Annotated in this window: 18 protein-coding genes and 1 pseudogene; 11 read left to right on the top strand and 8 right to left on the bottom strand. The window is 72.5% G+C overall.

Annotated features, from left to right (window positions below; genetic code table 11):
* Nucleotides 1-15: 15 nt before the first annotated feature.
* Nucleotides 16-813: a deoxyribonuclease IV gene (locus ACR9ZK_RS00675; RefSeq protein WP_481338956.1), complete on the bottom strand. Its 798-nt coding sequence runs from the start codon at nt 811-813 to the stop codon at nt 16-18.
* Between the two features lie 116 nt (nt 814-929).
* On the opposite strand from ACR9ZK_RS00675, the gene ACR9ZK_RS00670 reads away from it, so the two are divergent.
* The 4 genes from ACR9ZK_RS00670 to ACR9ZK_RS00655 all read left to right on the top strand — a co-directional run bounded on the left by ACR9ZK_RS00670 (nt 930) and on the right by ACR9ZK_RS00655 (nt 4,545).
* A complete protein-coding gene (locus ACR9ZK_RS00670; RefSeq protein WP_481338954.1) occupies nt 930-1,502 on the top strand; it encodes a carboxymuconolactone decarboxylase family protein in 573 nt (190 codons plus the stop codon).
* 24 nt (nt 1,503-1,526) lie between these two features.
* Nucleotides 1,527-3,077: an MFS transporter gene (locus ACR9ZK_RS00665; protein ID WP_481338952.1), complete on the top strand. Its 1,551-nt coding sequence runs from the start codon at nt 1,527-1,529 to the stop codon at nt 3,075-3,077.
* 58 nt (nt 3,078-3,135) lie between these two features.
* On the top strand, nt 3,136-3,951 hold the full coding sequence (locus ACR9ZK_RS00660; protein ID WP_481338950.1) for a DUF6498-containing protein: 816 nt from the start codon (nt 3,136-3,138) through the stop codon (nt 3,949-3,951).
* A gap of 63 nt (nt 3,952-4,014) precedes the next feature.
* On the top strand, nt 4,015-4,545 hold the full coding sequence (locus ACR9ZK_RS00655; protein ID WP_481338948.1) for a DUF4395 domain-containing protein: 531 nt from the start codon (nt 4,015-4,017) through the stop codon (nt 4,543-4,545).
* Here ACR9ZK_RS00655 and ACR9ZK_RS00650 read toward each other — a convergent pair.
* From ACR9ZK_RS00650 to ACR9ZK_RS00640, 3 genes are all read right to left on the bottom strand, one after another.
* Nucleotides 4,534-5,520, bottom strand: coding sequence for an LLM class F420-dependent oxidoreductase (locus ACR9ZK_RS00650; protein ID WP_481338946.1), 987 nt, complete (start codon nt 5,518-5,520; stop codon nt 4,534-4,536). The two genes, ACR9ZK_RS00655 and ACR9ZK_RS00650, sit on opposite strands and share 12 nt — an antisense overlap.
* A gap of 75 nt (nt 5,521-5,595) precedes the next feature.
* Entirely contained in the window at nt 5,596-6,315 is a 720-nt protein-coding gene (locus ACR9ZK_RS00645; protein ID WP_481338944.1) for an MBL fold metallo-hydrolase, read from the bottom strand.
* 37 nt (nt 6,316-6,352) lie between these two features.
* Entirely contained in the window at nt 6,353-8,035 is a 1,683-nt protein-coding gene (locus ACR9ZK_RS00640) for an alpha-amylase family protein (protein ID WP_481338942.1), read from the bottom strand.
* Between the two features lie 122 nt (nt 8,036-8,157).
* Here ACR9ZK_RS00640 and ACR9ZK_RS00635 point away from each other — a divergent pair, with 122 nt between their 5' ends.
* The 4 genes and pseudogenes from ACR9ZK_RS00635 to ACR9ZK_RS00620 all read left to right on the top strand — a co-directional run bounded on the left by ACR9ZK_RS00635 (nt 8,158) and on the right by ACR9ZK_RS00620 (nt 11,239).
* Entirely contained in the window at nt 8,158-8,706 is a 549-nt protein-coding gene (locus tag ACR9ZK_RS00635) for a type 1 glutamine amidotransferase domain-containing protein (RefSeq protein ID WP_481338940.1), read from the top strand.
* Between the two features lie 74 nt (nt 8,707-8,780).
* On the top strand, nt 8,781-9,119 hold the full coding sequence (locus ACR9ZK_RS00630; protein ID WP_481338938.1) for a TfoX/Sxy family protein: 339 nt from the start codon (nt 8,781-8,783) through the stop codon (nt 9,117-9,119).
* A 201-nt stretch (nt 9,120-9,320) separates the two neighbouring features.
* Nucleotides 9,321-9,989: pseudogene (locus ACR9ZK_RS00625) on the top strand (alpha/beta hydrolase); the annotation flags it as partial.
* Complete coding sequence (locus tag ACR9ZK_RS00620) at nt 9,986-11,239, top strand: ATP-grasp domain-containing protein (protein WP_481338936.1); 1,254 nt, start codon at nt 9,986-9,988, stop codon at nt 11,237-11,239. The pseudogene ACR9ZK_RS00625 and the gene ACR9ZK_RS00620, both read left to right, overlap by 4 nt.
* A gap of 27 nt (nt 11,240-11,266) precedes the next feature.
* Here the strand turns inward: ACR9ZK_RS00620 and ACR9ZK_RS00615 are convergent, their stop codons facing one another.
* A complete protein-coding gene (locus ACR9ZK_RS00615) occupies nt 11,267-11,920 on the bottom strand; it encodes a DUF1345 domain-containing protein (protein WP_481338934.1) in 654 nt (217 codons plus the stop codon).
* A 118-nt stretch (nt 11,921-12,038) separates the two neighbouring features.
* Between ACR9ZK_RS00615 and ACR9ZK_RS00610 the strand changes: the two genes are divergently transcribed.
* From ACR9ZK_RS00610 to ACR9ZK_RS00600, 3 genes are read left to right on the top strand one after another with little or no spacing between them, the layout of a single operon-like run.
* The gene (locus ACR9ZK_RS00610) at nt 12,039-13,037 is read left to right on the top strand and encodes a diacylglycerol/lipid kinase family protein (RefSeq protein ID WP_481338932.1); all 999 of its coding nucleotides are present in this window, start codon (nt 12,039-12,041) and stop codon (nt 13,035-13,037) included.
* Nucleotides 13,030-13,800, top strand: coding sequence for a phosphatase PAP2 family protein (locus tag ACR9ZK_RS00605; protein WP_481338930.1), 771 nt, complete (start codon nt 13,030-13,032; stop codon nt 13,798-13,800). The genes ACR9ZK_RS00610 and ACR9ZK_RS00605 overlap by 8 nt, the downstream gene beginning before the upstream one ends.
* Nucleotides 13,797-14,570, top strand: coding sequence for a phosphatase PAP2 family protein (locus tag ACR9ZK_RS00600; protein ID WP_481338928.1), 774 nt, complete (start codon nt 13,797-13,799; stop codon nt 14,568-14,570). The genes ACR9ZK_RS00605 and ACR9ZK_RS00600 overlap by 4 nt, the downstream gene beginning before the upstream one ends.
* A 4-nt stretch (nt 14,571-14,574) precedes the next feature.
* On the opposite strand, the gene ACR9ZK_RS00595 is transcribed toward ACR9ZK_RS00600, so the two are convergent.
* The 3 genes from ACR9ZK_RS00595 to ACR9ZK_RS00585 form a co-directional block, all read right to left on the bottom strand.
* On the bottom strand, nt 14,575-15,357 hold the full coding sequence (locus ACR9ZK_RS00595) for a DUF1206 domain-containing protein (protein WP_481338926.1): 783 nt from the start codon (nt 15,355-15,357) through the stop codon (nt 14,575-14,577).
* A gap of 111 nt (nt 15,358-15,468) precedes the next feature.
* On the bottom strand, nt 15,469-16,362 hold the full coding sequence (locus ACR9ZK_RS00590) for an acyl-CoA thioester hydrolase/BAAT C-terminal domain-containing protein (RefSeq protein ID WP_481338924.1): 894 nt from the start codon (nt 16,360-16,362) through the stop codon (nt 15,469-15,471).
* A gap of 38 nt (nt 16,363-16,400) precedes the next feature.
* Entirely contained in the window at nt 16,401-18,956 is a 2,556-nt protein-coding gene (locus ACR9ZK_RS00585; protein WP_481338922.1) for a DEAD/DEAH box helicase, read from the bottom strand.
* Nucleotides 18,957-18,996 lie beyond the last annotated feature (40 nt).

Raw genomic sequence — 18,996 nt, 5'->3', positions numbered from 1 at the left:
CGGGTCAGGAAACGGTCACCCGACCCGGTCGCGCAGCCACGAGATGTCGGCGGCCTGCCCCGCGACACCGCCCGGGGTCTCGCAGACGACCGGTGCGCCGGCGGCGCGGACGACGTCGGCGAGCGCGTCGCCGTCGATGTGACCCGAGCCGAAGTTCGTGTGCCGGTCGGCCCCGGAGTCGAACTCGTCGCGGGAGTCGTTGGCGTGGACGAGGTCGATGCGGCCGGTGATGGCGCGGACCTGGTCGACGACGCTGCCGAGGTCGTTGCCGCCGGCGTGCGCGTGGCAGGTGTCGAGGCAGAAGCCGACGTTCTCGCTGCCGGAGGCCTGCCCGACGGCGTCCCAGAGGCGGGCGATGGCCTCGAGCCGACGCGCCATCGCGTTGTCGCCGCCCGCGGTGTTCTCGATGAGCAGCGGCACCGGCAGGTCGAGGCCGTCGATGCACTTGCGCCAGTTGTCGAAGCCCGTCGCGGCGTCCTCGTCGGCGCCGAGGTGCCCGCCGTGCACGATGACGCCCTTGGCGCCGATCTCGGCGGCCGCCGTGAGGTGCTGCTGGAGCAGCTTGCGGCCCGGGATGCGGATGCGGTTGTTGAGGCTCGCGACGTTGATCGGGTACGGCGCGTGCACCCAGAGGTCGATGCCCGCGGCCGCGGCGTCGGCCTTGAGCGCCTCGGCGCCGCCGGCGTACCGGACGACCGGGCCCTTGTAGCTCTGCGGGTCGCCGAGGAACAGCTGCGAGAGCGAGGCTCCCCGCGCCTTCGCCTCGGCGATCGGGTCCTCCTGGTCGACGTGCGCACCGATGTGTAGGGCCATCCCCCGAGCGTAGGCGGTGGTGCCGACGACGCGTCGTGCAGGCCGATGTCACACATCTGCGCCGCCGCGTGTCCACCTGTCGACGGACGAGTTCCCACCACCCACAGGAGGACACGATGACCACCAGGATCCCCGCCAAGGAGATCACCGGCCCCTACGGCGCCCTCGTCAAGCGGTTCAGCATGAAGCTGTTCGGCCGCGTCCCCGAGTCGCTCGGCGTGATGTGGCACCACCAGCCCCTGCTGCGGGCCACGATGGGCCTGGGCCAGAAGATCCAGAAGGCGCACGAGTGCGACGAGGGCCTCAAGTCCTTCGCGCACATGGCCGTCGCCGCCATGCTCGGCTGCTCGTGGTGCCTCGACTTCAACTACTTCATGGCCTACAACCAGGGCCTCGACGTCGACAAGGCCCGCGAGATCCCGAGGTGGCGCGAGTCCGACGTGTTCTCGCCGCTCGAGCGCTCGGTCATGGAGTACGCGGAGGCGATGAGCCAGACGCCGCCCGAGCCGTCCGAGGAGCTCGTCGCGCACCTGCTTCGCGAGCTCGGCCCGGCGGGGCTCGTCGAGCTGACCACGGTGATCGGGTTCGCCAACCTCACGACCCGCTCGAACATCGCGCTCGGCATCGAGTCGGAGGGCTTCGCCACATCGTGCGGCCTGGCCCCGATGGCGCAGGCCGTGTCGAAATGACGGTTCGGTGATCGACGTGAGGGCATGACGACGATCACCGAGCCCCAGACCACCACCACGGCCACCACCACGGCCAGCACCTCCGCCAGCACGCCGACGCGCCGCCAGTGGCTCGCCCTCGGCGTGCTGGCGCTGACCGCCCTGCTGCTGTCGCTCGACGTCAGCGTCCTCTACCTCGCGTTGCCGGAGCTGTCCGCCGACCTGCACGCGAGCACGACCCAGCAGCTGTGGATGCTCGACATCTACAGCTTCGTCCTGGCCGGCTTCCTCGTGACGATGGGTGCGGTCGGCGACCGCATCGGCCGCAAGCGGCTGCTGCTCGTGGGCGCGGTCGCCTTCGGCGTCGCGAGCGCCTGCGCGGCCTACGCGAGCAGGCCCGGCCAGCTCATCGTCTGGCGGGCGGTCCTCGGGATCGCGGGCGCGACCCTGATGCCCTCGACGATGGGCCTGGTTCGGACGATCTTCCACGACGAGAAGCAGATGATGACGGCCATCGGCGTCTGGTACTCGTGCTTCATGGGCGGCATGGCCGTCGGCCCGCTCGTCGGCGGTGTCCTGCTCCAGCACTTCTGGTGGGGTTCGGCGTTCCTGCTCGGGGTGCCGTTCATGGTGCTGCTCGTCCTCGTCGGCCGACGCGTCCTGCCCGAGTCCGAGCGTCACGCGGGCGCCCGCGTCGACGTGCTCAGCTCGGTCCTGTCGCTCGCGACGATCCTGCCGGTCATCCACGGCTTCAAGGAGATCGCCCGCGGCGGCAGCGTCTCGCTCGCCGCGACGACGATCACCGCGGGCCTGGCCATGGGCGTCCTGTTCGTCAAGCGCCAGCGCCGGATCGCCAACCCGCTCGTCGACCTCGCGCTCTTCCGCAGCCGGGCGTTCTCGGTGGCGCTGGCCGTCATGCTCGTCGGCGGCGTCGTCATGGCCGGGGTGTCGTTCCTCGGTTCGCAGTGGCTCCAGCTCGTCGCCGGCCTGTCGCCGCTCGGCGCCGGCCTGTGGATGCTGCCGGCCAACCTCGCGCTGCTCGTCGGCTCGTCGACCTCGGCCCGCGTGGCCCGGCGCCTCGGCACCGCGCGCAGCATGGCGTACGGGTTGCTCGTGTGCGCGGCCGGCCTCGCCCTGTACACGCAGGTCGGTGCCGCTGGGGGGCTCGGGCTGCTCGTCTTCGGGATGTGCCTCGCGTCGTTCGGGATCATGCTGCCCTCGACGCTGACGATGGGCGTGATGATGCAGTCCGCACCGCCGGAGCGGGCCGGCTCGGTGGCCTCGATGTCGGAGACGTCGGGCGAGTTCGGGATCGCCATCGGGGTGGCCGGCCTCGGCTCTCTCGCGACGTTCGTCTACCGCGACGAGCTCGCCCCGTACGCCGCGGGGCACGCGTCGGGCGCCACGGCGTCGGCGCTCGACTCCCTCGCCGGGGCCGTCCAGGCGGCGTCGACGCTGCCCGCGGACGCCGCCCGCGAGCTCGTCACCGCCGCACAGACCGCCTTCACGACGAGCCTCAACGTCGTGGCCGGCGTCGGCGCCGCCCTCTTCGTCGTCTGCGCGTGGTGCGCCCTGCGGGTGCTCCGCTCGGCGTGACCTGCCGTCCACCCTCTCGACAGGTGGCGGTCACGGGCCCATGGCACGATGGGCGCCCGTGACCGCCCTCCTGCGCATCCTCGGCGTCGAGCTCATGGCCCGGCTGGGCCGTCGCCTGCCCTCCCCGCTGGCCCGGACGCTGAGCGCGGCGATCCTCGTCGGCGCGAACCTCCTGCCGCTCTGGGCTGTGCTCGAGGGGCGCCTCGGGATGGGCGACGTGCTGCTCGTGTACTGGTTCGAGACCGTCGTCGTCTGGTTCACGACGACGGTGAGGCTGCTGACCTCGACGCGTCGGCGCCACCCCTCGCCCGTCGGCCGCCAGCCGGGACCCGCGGGCCGGCCCCGTTTTCCGCGCGGGCCGCGGCTCGCCGGCCTCGAACGGTGGCTCGCCGCCAAGACGTGGGTCAGCGGCGACCCGGCCGACGCGGTCACCTTCGCCCTGCGCTTCGGGGTCCTCACCGTGGTCCACGGCGTGGTTGCGGTGGTCCTCGCCGTCCTGGCGGGCCTGCGGGGCGGTCCGCTCGACTGGGTGGCCACCTCGGGGGTGATCCTGCTCAGCCACCTCCTGTCCGTCGGGCTCAACTGGTTCGGCCGGCGCGAGCGAGCCTTCGCCGACCCTGCCCGCGTCGGGGCGGTCCCGTACCCGCGGACGGCTCTCCTGCAGGTCACGGTCCTCGCCGGCCTGCTCCTCCTCGGAGGACCGGACGGGCCGACCGCCCGCGACGCGGGGGCGGTCGCCCTGCTCGTCGGGTGCAAGACCGGCCTCGACCTCGTCCTGCACCTGCTCGAGCACGTCGCCCTCGCCCGGCGGTCGGGCGTCGCGGCTGGGGCACGGGTGACGCCCCCGGCGAAGGAGCACGCGTCCACGCGGTGAGGCCGGGTCGCATCCCGACCACCGGCTTGCATAAGTCAGCCTTATGGAGGTCATAATGCAGGCATGAGTTCCTCGCGCTTCCCCGCGGTCGTCGACGACGTGACGGTGCGGCTCGTGGCCGCCGTCGTCCTCGTCGTCGGCGCCGTCGCGCTGTCGACGCAGCAGTGGTGGCTCTACGCCGTCCTCGCCGTCGACTTCACGCTGCGGGCAGCGCTCGGACCGCAGGCCAGCCCGGCAGCGCAGCTCGTCCGGCGGTGGATCCGACCCGCCGTCCGGGCGGCCAAGCAGCCGACGGCCGGCACGCCGAAGCGGTTCGCGGCGAGCATCGGCGCCGTCATGACGCTCGCCGCGACCGCGCTCTGGCTCCTCGGGGCGGCGACCGGGTCCTCGGGGCCACACGTCGGGCTCGTCGCGATCGGCGCGGTCATGGTCGTCTTCCCGTTCCTCGAGTCGGTCTTCGGCATCTGTGTCGGCTGCATCCTCTTCTCCGGGCTCATGCGCGTCGGCCTCGTGCCGGAGGAGATCTGCCTCGAGTGCGCGGACATCACCAAGCGCCGCGAGCGTCTGCTCGCCGAGCGGGAGTCAGCCGGCTGACGCGCGCAGCTTCTCGAGCAGCGGGCCCGCCGCGTCGGACAGGAACTCCTCCTGCGCGTCGCCGCCGACCTGGACGAGCGCGATGTCGGTGAACCCCGCCTCCCAGTAGGGGCTGACGGCCTCGACGATGCGGTCGAGGTCGGGACCGCACGGGATCGACGCGGCGACGTCCTCGGGGCGCACGAACTGGGTGGCGCCGCGGAAGCCCGCCGGCGTCGGCAGGTCGCTGTTGACCGACCAGCCGCCGCCGAACCACCGGAACTGCCGGTGCGCCCGCTCGACCGCGGTCCGCTCGTCGGGGTCCCAGCAGACCGGGACCTGGCCGACCGCGCGGGCACCGTCGCCGATGCGGGGCGCGCCCTCGGTCCCGTTCCACGTCGAGATGGTCTCCGCGTCCGGCTGCACCGCGACGAGGTGGTCGGCGTGCGGGGCGAGCCGCGCGATGGACCGGTCGCCGCTGACGGCGACCGCGATCGGCACGCCGCCGTCCGGGCAGTCCCAGATGCGGGCGGAGTCGACGTCGAAGTACTCGCCGTGGTGCGTGACGAGCTCGCCGGTGTGCAGCTCGCGGATGATGCCGATCGCCTCGGCCAGCATGTCCTGGCGCGTCACGACGCCGGGCCATCCCTCGCCGACGACGTGCTCGTTGAGGCTCTCGCCGCTGCCGAGGCCGAGCGTGAACCGCCCGTCGGCCAGCAGCTGGAGGGTCGCGGCCTTCTGGGCCACGACGGCGGGGTGGTACCGGATCGTCGGGCACGTCACGTAGGTCATGAGCCCGACCCGCTCGGTGGCGTGGGCGACGGCGCCGAGCACCGACCACGCGTACGGCGCGTGGCCCTGCTCGGTGAGCCACGGCGAGTAGTGGTCGCTGCACACCTCGAAGTCGAAGCCGGCCTGCTCGGCAGCCACCGCCCAGCGCACGAGGTCCTTGGGGCCGCTCTGCTCGGTCATGAGGGTGTATCCGAAGGTGGTCACGGGCGCGTCGTACCCCTCGCACCGAGCGCCACACCGTCGGCCCGACGTCGAGCCGGTGCGGTGTCCGAGGTCGCGTCAGGCGCGCGCGTGCCGCAGCAGGAAGGTGCGGATGGCCTCGCGCGGCCGTTCACGCAGCTCGGCGCCGTGCGTGAACGCGGCCACGTCGTAGTCGAGCTCGGCGAGGCGGTGGGCGGTCTGCTGCGTCATCCGGAAGTCGGTGCAGAAGGCCTTGATCGGCCACCGGAGCCCGCGCACGTTGAAGATCGCGTCCCCCGTGACGAGGACGCCGGTCGGCTCGTGCAGCAGGGAGACGTGGCCGGGTGAGTGACCGGGCGTGTGCGCGACGCGCAGGCCCCCGGCGATCGGCAGCACCTCGCCGTCGTGCATCTCGTGCTCGACCGCGACCGGTGTGAAGTCGCGGCCGGGGCGCGAGAAGCGTTGGAAGAGGCGGCCGAGCAGGAAGCGGGGGTCGCGGGGCGGCGAGGACCCGTCTGCCGCGAACCGGGCATCCTCGGTGTGGACGGTGAAGCCGCGTCCGGTCGCCTCGGCGACGTGCGCCGCGCCACCGGCGTGGTCCGGGTGCGCGTGGGTCAGCAGCAGGCGCGTCACGTCGGAGGGGCCGGACCCGATCGCCCCGAGGGCGGCGACCACCTTGGGCCCGCTGCTCCGGACGCCCATGTCGACGAGCGTCACCTGGCCGTCCTCGTCGCGGAACGCGAAGCCGTTGACGAGGTCGCGCAGCAGGGGGATGCGCCACACGCCCGGCGCGAGGGGGACGACGAGGTCCTGGGTCATGCGGCGAGCGTAGTGGGGGCGGGCGGCCCCGGCCGGTTCAGACGAAGCATTCCTCGCCCGGGCGCAGGACCCGCAGCCAGCGTCCGGAGTAGCCCTCGACCGGGAGCTCGACGCGTCCGTCCGCAGGGAGTGGGACGTCGGCGTCGTTCGCGAGGACGTCGCGCAGGACGGCGTCCGGTGGCGGGTCCTCGACGGTGAGGGTGACGACGCAGGAGTCGGGGCCGAGGTTGTGCACGGCCAGCATCCGCCAGTCGTCGCGGTGGCAGACGTGGGCGAGCACCGCCGCCTGGTCGTGGTCGAGCACCTCGACCGTCGACCACCCGAGCTGCGGCATCTGCCGGTACGTGCGCACGAGCCGGCGCACGAAGGACCACAGCGAGCCGGGGTCCTTGCGCTGCTCGACGGCGTTGACGTGCTCGGGTCCGTAGAGCCCGTCCGGCAGCGGGCGGGCGAGGCGACGAGCCGGCGCGCTCGAGAACCCCCCGTTGGGCTGGGTGGACCACTGCATCGGCGTGCGCACCGAGAGCCGTCCGGGGACGGCGAGGTTCTCGCCCATGCCGATCTCCTCGCCGTAGAAGAGCACCGGCGTGCCGGGCAGGGAGAACATCAGCGAGTAGACGAGCCGGATGCGGCGCTGGTCGCCGCCGAGCATCGTGGGCAGCCGGCGCCGCAGCCCACGGCCGTAGAGCTGCATCTCCTCCTCGGCCCCGAAGGCCTCGAACACCTCCTGACGCTCCTCCTCGGACAGCTTGTCGAGCGTCAGCTCGTCGTGGTTGCGGACGAAGTTGGCCCACTGGCTGGTCTCGTCCAGGGTGGGACGCTCTCGCAGGGCCGAGGCGAGCGGGCCGGCCTCACCCCGGGCGAGGGACAGGTAGAGCCGTTGCATGCCGTTGAAGTCGAACTGCATCGTCAGCCCGTCGCCGTCGGGCCCGCCGAAGAAGGTGACCTGCTGCTCGTAGGGCAGGTTGACCTCGCCGAGCAGGACGGCGGCGCCCTTGCGGCGCTGGACGAACGCGCGGACGTCACCGAGGTAGCGGTCGGGGTCGAAGGCGTCGTCGTCCTCGACACCGGGCACGCCGTCGCGAGCGAAGAGGAAGGGGACGGCGTCCACGCGGAAGCCGTCCACGCCGAGCTGCAGCCAGAACCCGAGCGTCTTCGAGATCTCCTCCTGCACAGCCGGGTTCGCGACGTTGAGGTCGGGCTGAGTGCGGTAGAAGTGGTGCAGGTACCACTCGCCGGTGCGCTCGTCGAGCTCCCAGATGCTGTCCTCGGCGTCCGGGAAGACGACCTCCTTCCTCGTCGACGGCGGTTTCTTCGAGGACCAGACGTAGTAGTCGCGGTACGGGGCGTCCGTGCTGCGCCGGGCCTGCTTGAACCAGGGATGCTGGTCGCTCGTGTGGTTCATGACGAAGTCGACGATGACGCGGATGCCGGCGGCGTTGGCCGTGCGGACGAGCTCGACGAAGTCGCCGTGGTCACCCAGGTGCGGGTCGACCCCGAAAAAGTCGGTGATGTCGTAGCCGTCGTCGCGACCCGCCGTCGGATAGAGCGGCATGAGCCAGAGGCAGGTGATGCCGAGGTCGGCGAGGTACTCGATGCGGTCGGTCATGCCGCGCAGGTCGCCCTGTCCGTCGCCGTCCGAGTCGTTGAACGTCTGGACGTCGGCGCAGTACACGACCGCGCTCTTCCACCACAGGTCGCCGGTCTGGCTCAGCTTCATGCGCTCCTCCTCACGGGGCTCCCCGACCTACAGGCACGTACCCCACCACCGGGTACGCGCCAACGGCGGCTGGGTACGAGCGACAGGTCCCGCACGACCCGTCCCGACCCCAGGAGGTTCCCGTGTCCAAGAAGGTCGCCTTTCTCGTCGCGAGCGAGGGCATCGAGCAGGTCGAGCTCACCGAGCCGTGGAAGGCGGTGACCGACGCCGGCCACGAGGCGGTCGTCGTCAGCCCCGAGGCCGGCACGGTCCAGATGTTCAACCACCTCGACAAGGCCGACACGAGGGACGTCGACGTCACGGTGGCCGACGCGTCGGTCGACGACTACGACGCGCTCGTGCTGCCCGGCGGCGTCGCCAACCCGGACAGCCTGCGGACCCAGCCCGAGGCGGTCGCCTTCGCCCGTGACTTCATCGCGTCGGGCAAGCCGGTCGCCGCGATCTGCCACGCCCCGTGGACCCTCGTGGAGGCCGGCGTGCTGTCCGGGCGGCGGCTCACCTCGTGGCCGAGCCTGCAGACGGACATCCGCAACGCCGGTGGCGACTGGGTGGACGAGTCGCTCGTCATCGACGGCAACCTCATCACCAGTCGCAAGCCCGACGACCTGCCCGACTTCTGCGGCGCCGTCGTCGAGGTGCTCGAGCACGGGGCGGCCGCCAACCCCGCCTGACCCGCTGACGGCGCGGGGTGGCCCCGGACTGCGAGCGAGCGCGGCGCCGGGAGTGGTGTGATGGACGCGTGAAGATGCCGAAGCACACGGACGAGGCCAAGGCGCACTTCCGCGGCCTCGTGACCGAGGGTCCCGGCGTCGAGGTCAAGCCGATGTTCGGCAGCCTCGGTGCCTTCGTCAACGGCAACATGTACGCCGGGCTCTTCGGGGAGGACGTCGGCGTCAAGCCCGGCCCGGATGCGCTCGCCGAGCTCGAGGCGATGGACGGCACCGGCCCGTTCGGACCCGACGAGCGACCGATGAAGGGCTGGCGCTCCCTGCCCGCGGCGATGCCCGACGACGAGAAGTCGGCCTGGCTCGAGCGGGCGCGGGACCACGTGGCGACCCTGCCGCCCAAGGCGAGGAAGGCCTAGGCAGCCGGCTGGCGTCGCGGATGACGACCACCATCCGGTCGCCGGCCGAAGGGCGCGCACGCGACCGCTGACCCGGACGTCGTCGTGGTCGTCATCTCGAACCGCCGCCCGTCGCGTTCCCCCGTAGGGTCGGCCCATGGCGCGCACGAGGCTGACCGTGAGCGGGACCCCGGTCGGTGACTCGACCTCGCCGTCGTCACCCCGACCGGCACCCGCCGCGGCGACTCGCTGCCGCTGCTCGTCGCCCACGACGGCTCCGAGTACTCGCGCCGGGCGCACCTGCTGTCGGCCCTGCGCCGCGCGACCGACGCGGGACGCATCGGCTCGCACCGCGTCGTGCTCCTCGAGCCGGGCCCGCGCGACGAGCGCTACGCGGCCAACCCCGCGTGGGCCGACACGCTCGTCGGCTGCGTGCTCTCACGCGTCCTGGCCGGATGGGTGACGCCGAAGGCTCCGGTGCTCATGGGGGCCAGCCTCGGCGCCCTGGCGTCGCTGCAGGCCGGGTGGCGACACCCCGGCACCTTCGGTGCCCTGTTCCTGCAGTCCGGCTCGTTCTTCCGCAAGCGGCTCGACGGCGAGGAGGCCTTCGTCCACTGGGACCGCGTCACCGCGTTCGTCGCGTCCGTGGGCCGGGCGCGACGGCGGCGCACCGGCGCGCGGATCGTCCTGACCTGTGGCACGGAGGAGGGAAACCTCGCCAACAACCGCCTCATGGCACGGACGCTGGAGCGAACCGGCCACGACGTGACGCTGGCCGAGGTGCCGGGCCGGCACGACTGGCGCCACTGGGAGGCCGCCTTCGACCCGTTCCTGTTGACACTGCTGCAAGGATCGGGAGCACCCGGCCCGTCGAGAGGGAGAGGCAGATGACGCAGACCCGCAACCACCTGATCGGACTGCTGCTGGGAGCCGAGGAGGACTGGCCCGCAGCGTTCGAGGCTCTCCTCGAGCGGGTCGGCCCGATCACGACGGCCGACGGCGTCATTCACCAGCTGACGAGCGAGCGCCTCACCATCGAGCCGTTCGACCTGCGCCAGCCGGTGCGCACCGAGCTCGTCATCGACCGGCTCGCGCACTGGTACTACCACCCGCGCGAGTGGCTCAAGAAGGCCGCCCTCGTCGACGGCACCTACCTGCTCAACAGCCCGTTCACGTTCCAGTCGATGGAGAAGCACAGCGCCTACTGCGCCCTGATGCGCTTGGGGCTCAAGGTTCCCGAGACCTGGCTCGTGCCGTACAAGAACCCCGTCGACAACGTCCGGTGGGCCTACACGAGCGCCAAGTACAACCGGCCCTTCGACCTCAAGAAGATCGCCAACCGGCTCGGCTACCCGATGTACATGAAGCCGTTCGACGGCGGCGGCTGGCGCGGCGTCTCGCGGATCGACGACGAGGCCGGCCTCGTCAAGGCCTACGACGACTCGGGCGAGATGCTCATGCACCTGCAGGCCACGGTCGAGTACGACCACTTCGCGCGGGCGCTGTCCATCGGTCCCGAGACGATGGTCATGGACTTCCGGCCCGAGCAGCCGATGCACAACCGGTACGCCGTGTCCTACGACTTCCTCACGCCCTCGGCCGGCCGGCAGGCGGCCGCGATCAGCCGGATCGTCAACGCGATGTTCGGGTGGGAGTTCAACTCCGCCGAGATGCTCGTCAAGGGCGACGACGTCTACCCGATCGACTACGCGAACGCCTGCCCCGACGTGGCCGTCACGTCGCTGCACTACTACTTCCCGTGGGCCATCAAGGCGCTCGTGCGCTGGTCGGCGTACTGCCTCGTCACCGGACGCCGCGGCCGCGTCGACCTCGAGATGCACCGCTACTTCGACGTGGCCGACCGCGACGACCTGTCCGACGAGGACAAGCTCGACGCCTACCTCGCCCTCGCCGACGAGTACTTCGAGACCGACGCGTACTGGGCCTGGTGCGACGAGCACCTGTCGCACCTGGATGCCGCCGTCCTCGACTGGGTGCAGTCCGACGCGTTCGACTCGCTCCTGCGGGCGACGGTCGTCACGACCTACCCGGCCCACGAGCGCGACCAGTTCATGGCCCACTTCGGTGGGCTGGTCTCGATGTGGGTGCGCGACGAGAAGGCCCGCCTCAGCGCTGCCTGACGCCGGTCCCGGGACTGGCCGCCGGCCCTAGGACTGGCCGCCGATGCCGACGACGAGGTTGATCGTCGAGGCGATGACGATCGTGCCGTAGAGGTAGGCCAGGAGCGTGTGCCCGAGGACGACGCGTCGCACCTGCGAGGAGCGCACCGCGGTGTCCGAGACCTGGTAGGCCATGCCGAGGTTGAAGGAGAAGTAGGCGAAGTCGCTGAACGCCGGGTCGGCGTCCATGTTGAAGTCGATGGGCGGGCGGCCGCCCTCGGGGCTCGCGTAGTAGAGGCGCGCGTAGCGCAGCACGTAGACGGTGTGCACGCACAGCCAGCCGACGCCGACGGCGAGCACCCCGAGGACGCCGTCGACGACGAGCTCGGACCCGCGCGCCTTCGTCGCGATGAGCAGGACGGCGACCCCGAAAAGGCTGGCGAGCCCGACGACGATGACGACCACGTCGTACCAGGCGGCGTCGCCGTCGCGGCCGGCCACCTTCTCGCGCGTCGAAGGAGCATCGTGGCCGAGCACGTGCGTGAGCAGTGGCACGGCGAAGACGAGTCCGGCGACGACGAACCCCTCGAGCAGGTGGACGAGCAGCCCGCGGGACGGGCCGAGGGGCACGAGCCCCGCGAGGACCCCGACGAGGACACCGACGGTGGCCGCGACGAGGAGGCGTCGGCGGATGGTGGGCACGTCGTGGAGGCTACTCGCGGGGGCTGGGGCCGTGATGCCCGAAACGCGCGCGCGGGTATGACTGCTCCTAGTCGAGCGAGAGGCCGCCGTCCTGCCAGCCGAGTCCGAGGAGTCGTCCATGTCCGACCAGTCCCGCGCTCGGCGCAGCCTCACCGTCGTCTACAACCCCCTCCGCGTCGACGACCTCGAGGACGCGCAGGCGACCGTCGCCAAGGCCTGCGCCGACGGCGGCTGGTCCGAGCCGCAGTGGGTCGAGACCACGGCGGAGGAGACCGGCGAGCGCCAGGCCCGCGATGCCGTGGAGGCGGGAGCGGACGTCGTGGCCTCCCTCGGCGGCGACGGCACGGTCCGCGCCGTCGCCTCGGCGCTCGTCGGGACGGACGTCGCCCTCGGCCTGCTCCCCGGCGGCACCGGCAACCTGCTCGCGCGCAACCTCGGGGTCCCCGTCGGCAGCCTCGAGGAGGCGGCGCGGGCGCTCGTCGAGGGCCGGGACCGGCGCATCGACGTCGGCGCGGTGCGCCTGGCCGACGCCCTCCCCGAGCCCGAGTCGAGCCGGGCGACGAAGGACAGCCCCGCCGGGGTCGCGGACGACGAGGAGGTCTTCCTCGTCATGGCCGGGCTCGGCCTCGACGGCGAGATCATGGCCGACACCGACGAGACGGTGAAGGAGGCGGTCGGCTGGGTCGCCTACGTGCTCGCCGCCACCCGGAAGCTCTCGGGTCGCGGCTTCCCCGTCGAGGTGCGGGCCAGGGGTGGGGAGGGGGTCGTCGGCGCCCCCGAGGAGTCGGTCGTGCGGCACGCGCAGGCCGTCATCATCGGCAACTGCGGCACCCTTCAGGGCGGCGTCGAGCTCATGCCGGAGGCCGTCGTGGACGACGGCGTCCTCGATGCCGTCGTGCTCGCGCCCCAGGGAGCCTTCGGGTGGGCCTCGGTCCTCGTCGACGTCGCGACCCGCCACCGCGCCGGGCGCCGGAGGCTCGACCGGCTCGTGGCCCCCGACCTCACCGTCCTCGCGCGTCGCGCCGTGGAGGCCGAGATCGACGGCGACCCGGTCGGACCGCACCGCGCGATGACGGCGCGGGCGCTCCCGGGAGCGCTGGTGGTGCGCGGTGGCTGAGGCTCCCCCGGGCGTCGAGGCCCGCGAACGGCGCGAGGGCGAGGCGGTCCCACCCCCACCGGGCCGATGGCGCCGGCTGCGCCGGGCCGTCGTGTTCGGCCTGGCCTTCGCCGTGCCCGTGACGGCGCTGGCCTTCATCGCCCGTGAGAAGTTCGTGCCGGTCATCCGCATCGACGAGGCCTCGATCCGCGCCGCCACCGACCTGACCCGCGCGCACCCGGCGTTCAAGACCTTCCTCGTCGCCTGGCAGGAGGCCACGCAGCCGAGGTGGCCCTATATCGCGGCCACCGGCCTGTGCATCTGGGTGTGGCGCCGGCACGGCCTGCGCAGCCGCGCCATCTGGGCGTTCGTCACGATGATGGTGGCCTGGAACCTCCAGCTCGTCCTCAAGGAGGTCGTCCGTCGGACCCGCCCGGTGGTCACCGACGCCGTCTCGCACGCGCCCGGCTACAGCTTCCCCTCGGGCCATGCCGCGAACGCGGCCGCGATCGCCACCGCGCTCGTCCTGCTCGTGTGGCCCGTCGTGTCGCCGCGGACGCGCCGGGTGGTGGTCACCGTCGGGGCGGTGGCCGTCCTCGTGACCATGGCCGACCGCGTCTTCCTCGGCGTGCACTTCCCGTCCGACGTCGTCGCCGGCCTGCTCTTCGGGACGGGGCTGGTCGGCGCCTCCTACCTCGGCTACCTCGGATGGAACCCCCGCACCCCTGACGACCCGCCGCCCCCGGAGGGCAGGACGGGTCCTGAGTCGAAAGGCACCCGGTGAACCGGTCGACGCTGCACCGATACGAGCTGCACCGATACGAGCTGCACCGATACGAGCTGGACCGGACCCGACCGGCCGTCGGGCCCGCGCTGCGCGACCTGGCGCTGCGCGTCCTCGGCCCGGCGATCGTCCTGTTCGCCGTCATCACCGGCATCGGCTTCTTCATCGAGGGGCCGCTCGGCGGTCTCCGGTCCGAGACTGCGGTCAACCGCGCGATCCAGGGCACCCGGACGAGCGCGTGGGACGCCGTGACCCTGGTGTGGTCGCACATCGGCAACACCGAGTACGTCATCGGCGTCTGCATCCTCGTCGCGCTTCTCGTGTGGTGGCGCACCGGGCAGTGGTGGTACGCGGCCGTCCCGGCCATCGCCATCGCCGCCCAGGCCAGCGTCTTCGTCGCGGCGACGATGATCACCGACCGCGACCGTCCGGAGGTCGCGCACCTCGACCCGGCACCGCCGACGTCGAGCTACCCGAGCGGACACGTCGGCGCGTCCACCGCGCTCTACGTGACCTTCGCGGCGATGGCCCAGCGCATCGAGACCCCGTGGCTGCGCCGCCTCGTGACGGTCGTGTGCCTCGTCGTGCCGGTCCTCGTCGGCTACGCCCGCCTCTACCGCGGCATGCACCACCTGACGGACGTCCTCGTCGGCCTGGCCAACGGGCTCGTCTGCTTCGTGCTCGCCTGGCTCTGGCTGCGGCGCGACGTCGGCGCCGCCGACGCGCCGGACGCGTGGGCCCCGGGGCGGACGGCGACGGCCACCCGCTGACGCGTCAGACTCGGGCCCGCCTCGCGCGCCCGAAGGAGTAGATGCCGAAGGCGATGAGGCCGAGCGCGACGAGCGTCAGCATCACCGGACCGCCCGGGGCGCCGAGCAGGCTGTGGAGCGCCCCGTCGAGGCCGGTGGCCTCGCTCGGGCGGTGGCGGACCGCGGCGAGCACGAAGAGTCCGCCGACGATGGCGAGGGCGACGCCCTTGGCGATGTACCCGAAGCGGCCCGCCTTCTCGACCCACGGGCCCGGGTGCGACTGGAGGTCGGTGAGGAACCGGCGCTTCCAGCCCTTGTAGACGTGGTAGACCCCGACGCCGATGACGACGAGGCCGACGATCCCCACGAGCCACTGCCCGGCCGGCTTGGACATGAGGGTGGCCGTGAGGTCCCGGGTCTGCGACGTGCTGTTCCTGCCCTGGTGGCCCCTCGCGTAGCTGAAGGCGGTCACCGACAGGGCGAGGTACACGACGGTCTTGGAGACCGCCTTGACCCGGTCGCCGGCCCCGCCGCGGGTCAGCGCCTCCGTCACCTGCCAGAGCGCGAGGCCGAGCCAGCCGAGGACGGCGACCCACAGGACGACCGTTCCGACGGGGTTGTCGGCCAGCGCCCTGAGGGCCCCCGACTGGTCCGGCCGGCCCGCGCCGGAGAGGGCGAGCTTGAGGGCGATGACACCGATGACGACGTGGAACACCCCGCTGACGGCGTAGCCCACGCGTGCAGCGCTCTCGAGCACCGGGTGGTCCCCGGCCCGGGTTGCGGCGAGCTTGACGTCGGTCACGTCCATCGGAGCCATCCTGTCGGTCGAGCGGAGCGGAGCGGGCATCGGCGAACATACCCGGCCCCGGCTCCCCGCGGACGCGGCGAGGACGCCGGTCCGTGGGCGCGGAGGTGGGTCTCAGGGCGACACTGCGAGCACCCGGAGCAGCTCCGGCCAGACGAGGCGTCCGAGCGCCCGGTCGGCCTCCTCGGTACCACCGCGGGCCAGCTGCAGGCCGCCGGTGGCGACCGGCTCGCCGGGCAGCACGACGCGGTGCCCGGCGTCGGGGTGGCTGACGACCGTGGTGGGCAGGTCGTACGCGGTGCGGCGCGCCTCGATGGCGCGCGCGGCGTCGAGCGAGGGCCACAGTCGGTCGTCCCCACCGGCGACGAGCAGGACGTCGCCGAAGAACCGCTCCACCGGGATCGTCGCTGCCGCAAGGGTGTCGGCCGGCGCGACGGCCAGGCTCCGGCGGTACAGGCCGACGTACTCGGGCGGGTCGCCGGAGATGTCGGCCTCGTCGTCGTACGGAACGAACGGCAGCGGCGCGCCCCCACGGCTCCACGACGCGTGCTGCGGGCGCAGCTCGCCGTCGGGCCCCGGGCCGACGTTGGCCCACGCGACGTGGCTGGGCGCGACCGCGACGACGGCGTCGACGCGCGGGTCCTCGGTGGCAAGGAGCAGGAACGCCTCGGCCGTCTTCGACGTCCCGAGGAGCACGACGCGGTCGCCGTCGGCGGCGAGCCGGTCGATGGCCGGAGCGAACGCCTCGAGGGGGTACTCCCAGATCGTGTCGGGGGTCCCCGGTGCACCGAACCACTGGTAGGTCAAGGCTGCGGACACGCCCGCCGCGGCGAGCAGGCGGGCCCGCGGCGCCTCGACGCGTCCGCTCGAACCGGACAGGACGAGCACCCCGGTGCCGTTGCCGCCGTCGTGCGGCCGCGCGAGGACGCCCTCGGCATCAGGCAGCGGGTCGACCCGCACGGCGGCGAGGCCGGGTACCGAGGTCGGGTCGGACTGGGGACCACTCATGCCGACCACCCTAGGCACGCGCCGTCGCGCCTCGACGCTCAGCCGCCGAGGCGCTCGAAGCCCGTGACGGTGAGGACCGCGGATCCGGCCTCGTCGCTGGCGGCGAGGTCGACGACGGCCCGGATGCCCCAGTCGCGGTCGCCGTCGGGGTCGACGACGACCTGCCGCAGCCGCCACTCACCCGGCACCTTCTCGACCTGGAGCAGCGCGGGGGAGCGGGCCTGCTGGTCGGTCGCGACGGCGTCGTGCTCGTCGTAGTAGGCACCGAGCGCCTCGTTCCACGCGTCGGCGTCCATGACCACCGGACGCGGCGGGTCGGTCAGCTCGGCGACCCGGGCCTCGAGCTCGCCGAGCTGCTCCCACGCGTCGCGGGCGGCGAGCTCGACGCGGTGGAACATGGCGTTGCGGAGCATGACCGTGAAGGCCCGCTCGTTCGCGGTCAGTGGTCGGGCCGGTGGGGCGACCTCCCCGGACGGCCGCCCCGGCGCGGCGCCGTCGGCCGGGTTGACGAGGTCCTCCCACTCGTCGAGCAGGCTCGAGTCGGTCTGGCGCACCAGCTCACCGAGCCACTCGACGACGTCGTCGAGCTCGTCGTCGCGGTAGGCCTCGGGAACGGTGCGCCGCAGCGCCCGGTACGCGTCGGTGAGGTAGCGCAGGACGAGTCCCTCGGACCTCGACAGGCCGTAGTACGAGACGAACTCGGTGAACGTCATGCCGCGCTCGTACATCTCGCGCACGACCGACTTCGGGGACAGTGCGTCGGGGGAGATCCACGGGTGGCTCCGGCGGTACGCGGTGAGCGTCACCTCGAGCAGGTCGGCGAGCGGCTTGGGCCAGGTGACCTCCTCGAGCCGCTCCATGCGCTCCTCGTACTCGACGCCGTCGAGCTTCATCGCGGCCACCGCCTCGCCGCGCGCCTTGTACTCCTGGGCCCACAGCACCTGCCGCGGGTCCTCGAGGATCGCCTCGACGACGCTGACGATGTCGCGCGCGTACGTGTCGGACTCCCGGTCGAGGGTCTCCATGACGGCGAGGGCGAACGGTGCGAGCGGCTGGTTGAGGGCGAAGTCGCGCTGCAGGTCGATGGTCAGGGCGTGCCGGCGTCCCGACGCGTCGGCCGCGGGGAGCCGCTCGACGACGCCGGACGTGAGCAGCTCGCGCGCGAGGACGAGCGCGTGCCGCTGCAGGCGCCGCTGGTCCTTCTCCTCGTGGTGGTTGTCCGACAGCAGGCGAACCGCGTGGGCCACCGGGTTTCCCTCTCGGGCCAGCAGGTTGACGAGCATCGAGTGCGACACGCGCAGCCGCGGCTGGAGCGGCTCCGGCTCGCTCGTGATGAGCCGCTCGAAGGTCTCCTCCGACCAGCCGACGAAGCCGTCCGGCGCCTTCTTGCGCTGGACCTTCCGCTGTTTCTTCGGGTCGTCGCCCGCCTTCTCGACGGCCCGGAGGTTCTCGATGACGTGCTCCGGCGCCTGGGCGACGACCCAGCCCCGCGCGTCGAACCCGGCCCGCCCGGCGCGTCCGACGATCTGGTGGAACTCGCGCGCCTTGAGCAGGCGCTGCTTCGTGCCGTCGAACTTCGTCAGGCCGGTCAGCAGCACCGTGCGGATCGGCACGTTGATGCCGACGCCGAGGGTGTCGGTGCCGCAGATGACCTTGAGCAGGCCGTCCTGGGCCAGCTGCTCGACGAGCCGGCGGTACTTCGGCAGCATCCCGGCGTGGTGGACGCCGACGCCGTGGCGGACGAGGCGCGACAGGGTCCGTCCGAAACCGGAGCCGAAGCGGAAGCCGCCGATGCGCTCGGCGATGGCGTCCCGCTCCTCGCGGGTCGTCATCTTGAGGGCGACGAGGCTCTGGGCCCGCTCGAGGGCGGCCGCCTGGGTGAAGTGGACGACGTAGACCGGGGCCCGGTCCTGCTCGAGCAGCTGCTCGATCGTCTCGTGGATCGGCGTCGTGGCGTAGGAGAACTCGAGCGGCACCGGACGCTCGGTGCCGGTGATGACCGCGGTGGCCCGGCCCGTGCGTCGGGTGAGGTCGTCGCGGAACATCGTGACGTCGCCGAGGGTCGCCGACATGAGGACGAACTGCGCCTGCGGCAGCTCGAGGATCGGCACCTGCCAGGCCCAGCCGCGGTCGGGCTCGGAGTAGAAGTGGAACTCGTCCATGACGACGAGGCCGATGTCGGCGGCGGCGCCCTCGCGCAGCGCGACGTTGGCGAGGACCTCGGCCGTGCAGCAGATGATCGGGGCGTCGCCGTTGACCGTGGCGTCACCGGTGATCATGCCGACGTTGTCGGCGCCGAACTGCTCGCACAGCGCGAAGAACTTCTCCGAGACGAGCGCCTTGATCGGCGCCGTGTAGAAGGAGACGCGGTCCTCGGCGAGGGCGGTGAAGTGCGCGGCCGCCGCGACGAGGGACTTGCCGGACCCGGTCGGAGTCGCGAGGACGACGTTGGCGCCCGAGAGCACCTCGAGGAAGGCCTCCTCCTGGTGCGGGTAGAGCGCCAGCCCCTGCTCCGCGGCCCACTCGACGAACGCGTCGTAGAGCGCGTCGGCATCCGCGTCGGCCGGGATGCGCGCCTCGAGGTTCGTCGTCACCCGGCGAGCATGCCACCGGTCACCCCGCCGGCCGAATCGA

The organism is Monashia sp. HAY1-5C (assembly GCF_056755255.1).
Note: the sequence above shows the minus strand (reverse complement) of the source record. Positions and strands in the feature narration are given on the sequence as shown.

Bases quoted from the DNA above. Each gene is read 5' to 3' on its own strand.
- ACR9ZK_RS00675 (WP_481338956.1), bottom strand. From the start codon at position 813: ATGGCCCTACACATCGGTGCGCACGTCGACCAGGAGGACCCGATCGCC.
- ACR9ZK_RS00670 (WP_481338954.1), top strand. From the start codon at position 930: ATGACCACCAGGATCCCCGCCAAGGAGATCACCGGCCCCTACGGCGCC.
- ACR9ZK_RS00665 (WP_481338952.1), top strand. From the start codon at position 1,527: ATGACGACGATCACCGAGCCCCAGACCACCACCACGGCCACCACCACG.
- ACR9ZK_RS00655 (WP_481338948.1), top strand. From the start codon at position 4,015: ATGAGTTCCTCGCGCTTCCCCGCGGTCGTCGACGACGTGACGGTGCGG.
- ACR9ZK_RS00645 (WP_481338944.1), bottom strand. From the start codon at position 6,315: ATGACCCAGGACCTCGTCGTCCCCCTCGCGCCGGGCGTGTGGCGCATC.
- ACR9ZK_RS00640 (WP_481338942.1), bottom strand. From the start codon at position 8,035: ATGAAGCTGAGCCAGACCGGCGACCTGTGGTGGAAGAGCGCGGTCGTG.
- ACR9ZK_RS00630 (WP_481338938.1), top strand. From the start codon at position 8,781: ATGCCGAAGCACACGGACGAGGCCAAGGCGCACTTCCGCGGCCTCGTG.
- ACR9ZK_RS00620 (WP_481338936.1), top strand. From the start codon at position 9,986: ATGACGCAGACCCGCAACCACCTGATCGGACTGCTGCTGGGAGCCGAG.
- ACR9ZK_RS00610 (WP_481338932.1), top strand. From the start codon at position 12,039: ATGTCCGACCAGTCCCGCGCTCGGCGCAGCCTCACCGTCGTCTACAAC.
- ACR9ZK_RS00595 (WP_481338926.1), bottom strand. From the start codon at position 15,357: ATGGACGTGACCGACGTCAAGCTCGCCGCAACCCGGGCCGGGGACCAC.
- ACR9ZK_RS00590 (WP_481338924.1), bottom strand. From the start codon at position 16,362: ATGAGTGGTCCCCAGTCCGACCCGACCTCGGTACCCGGCCTCGCCGCC.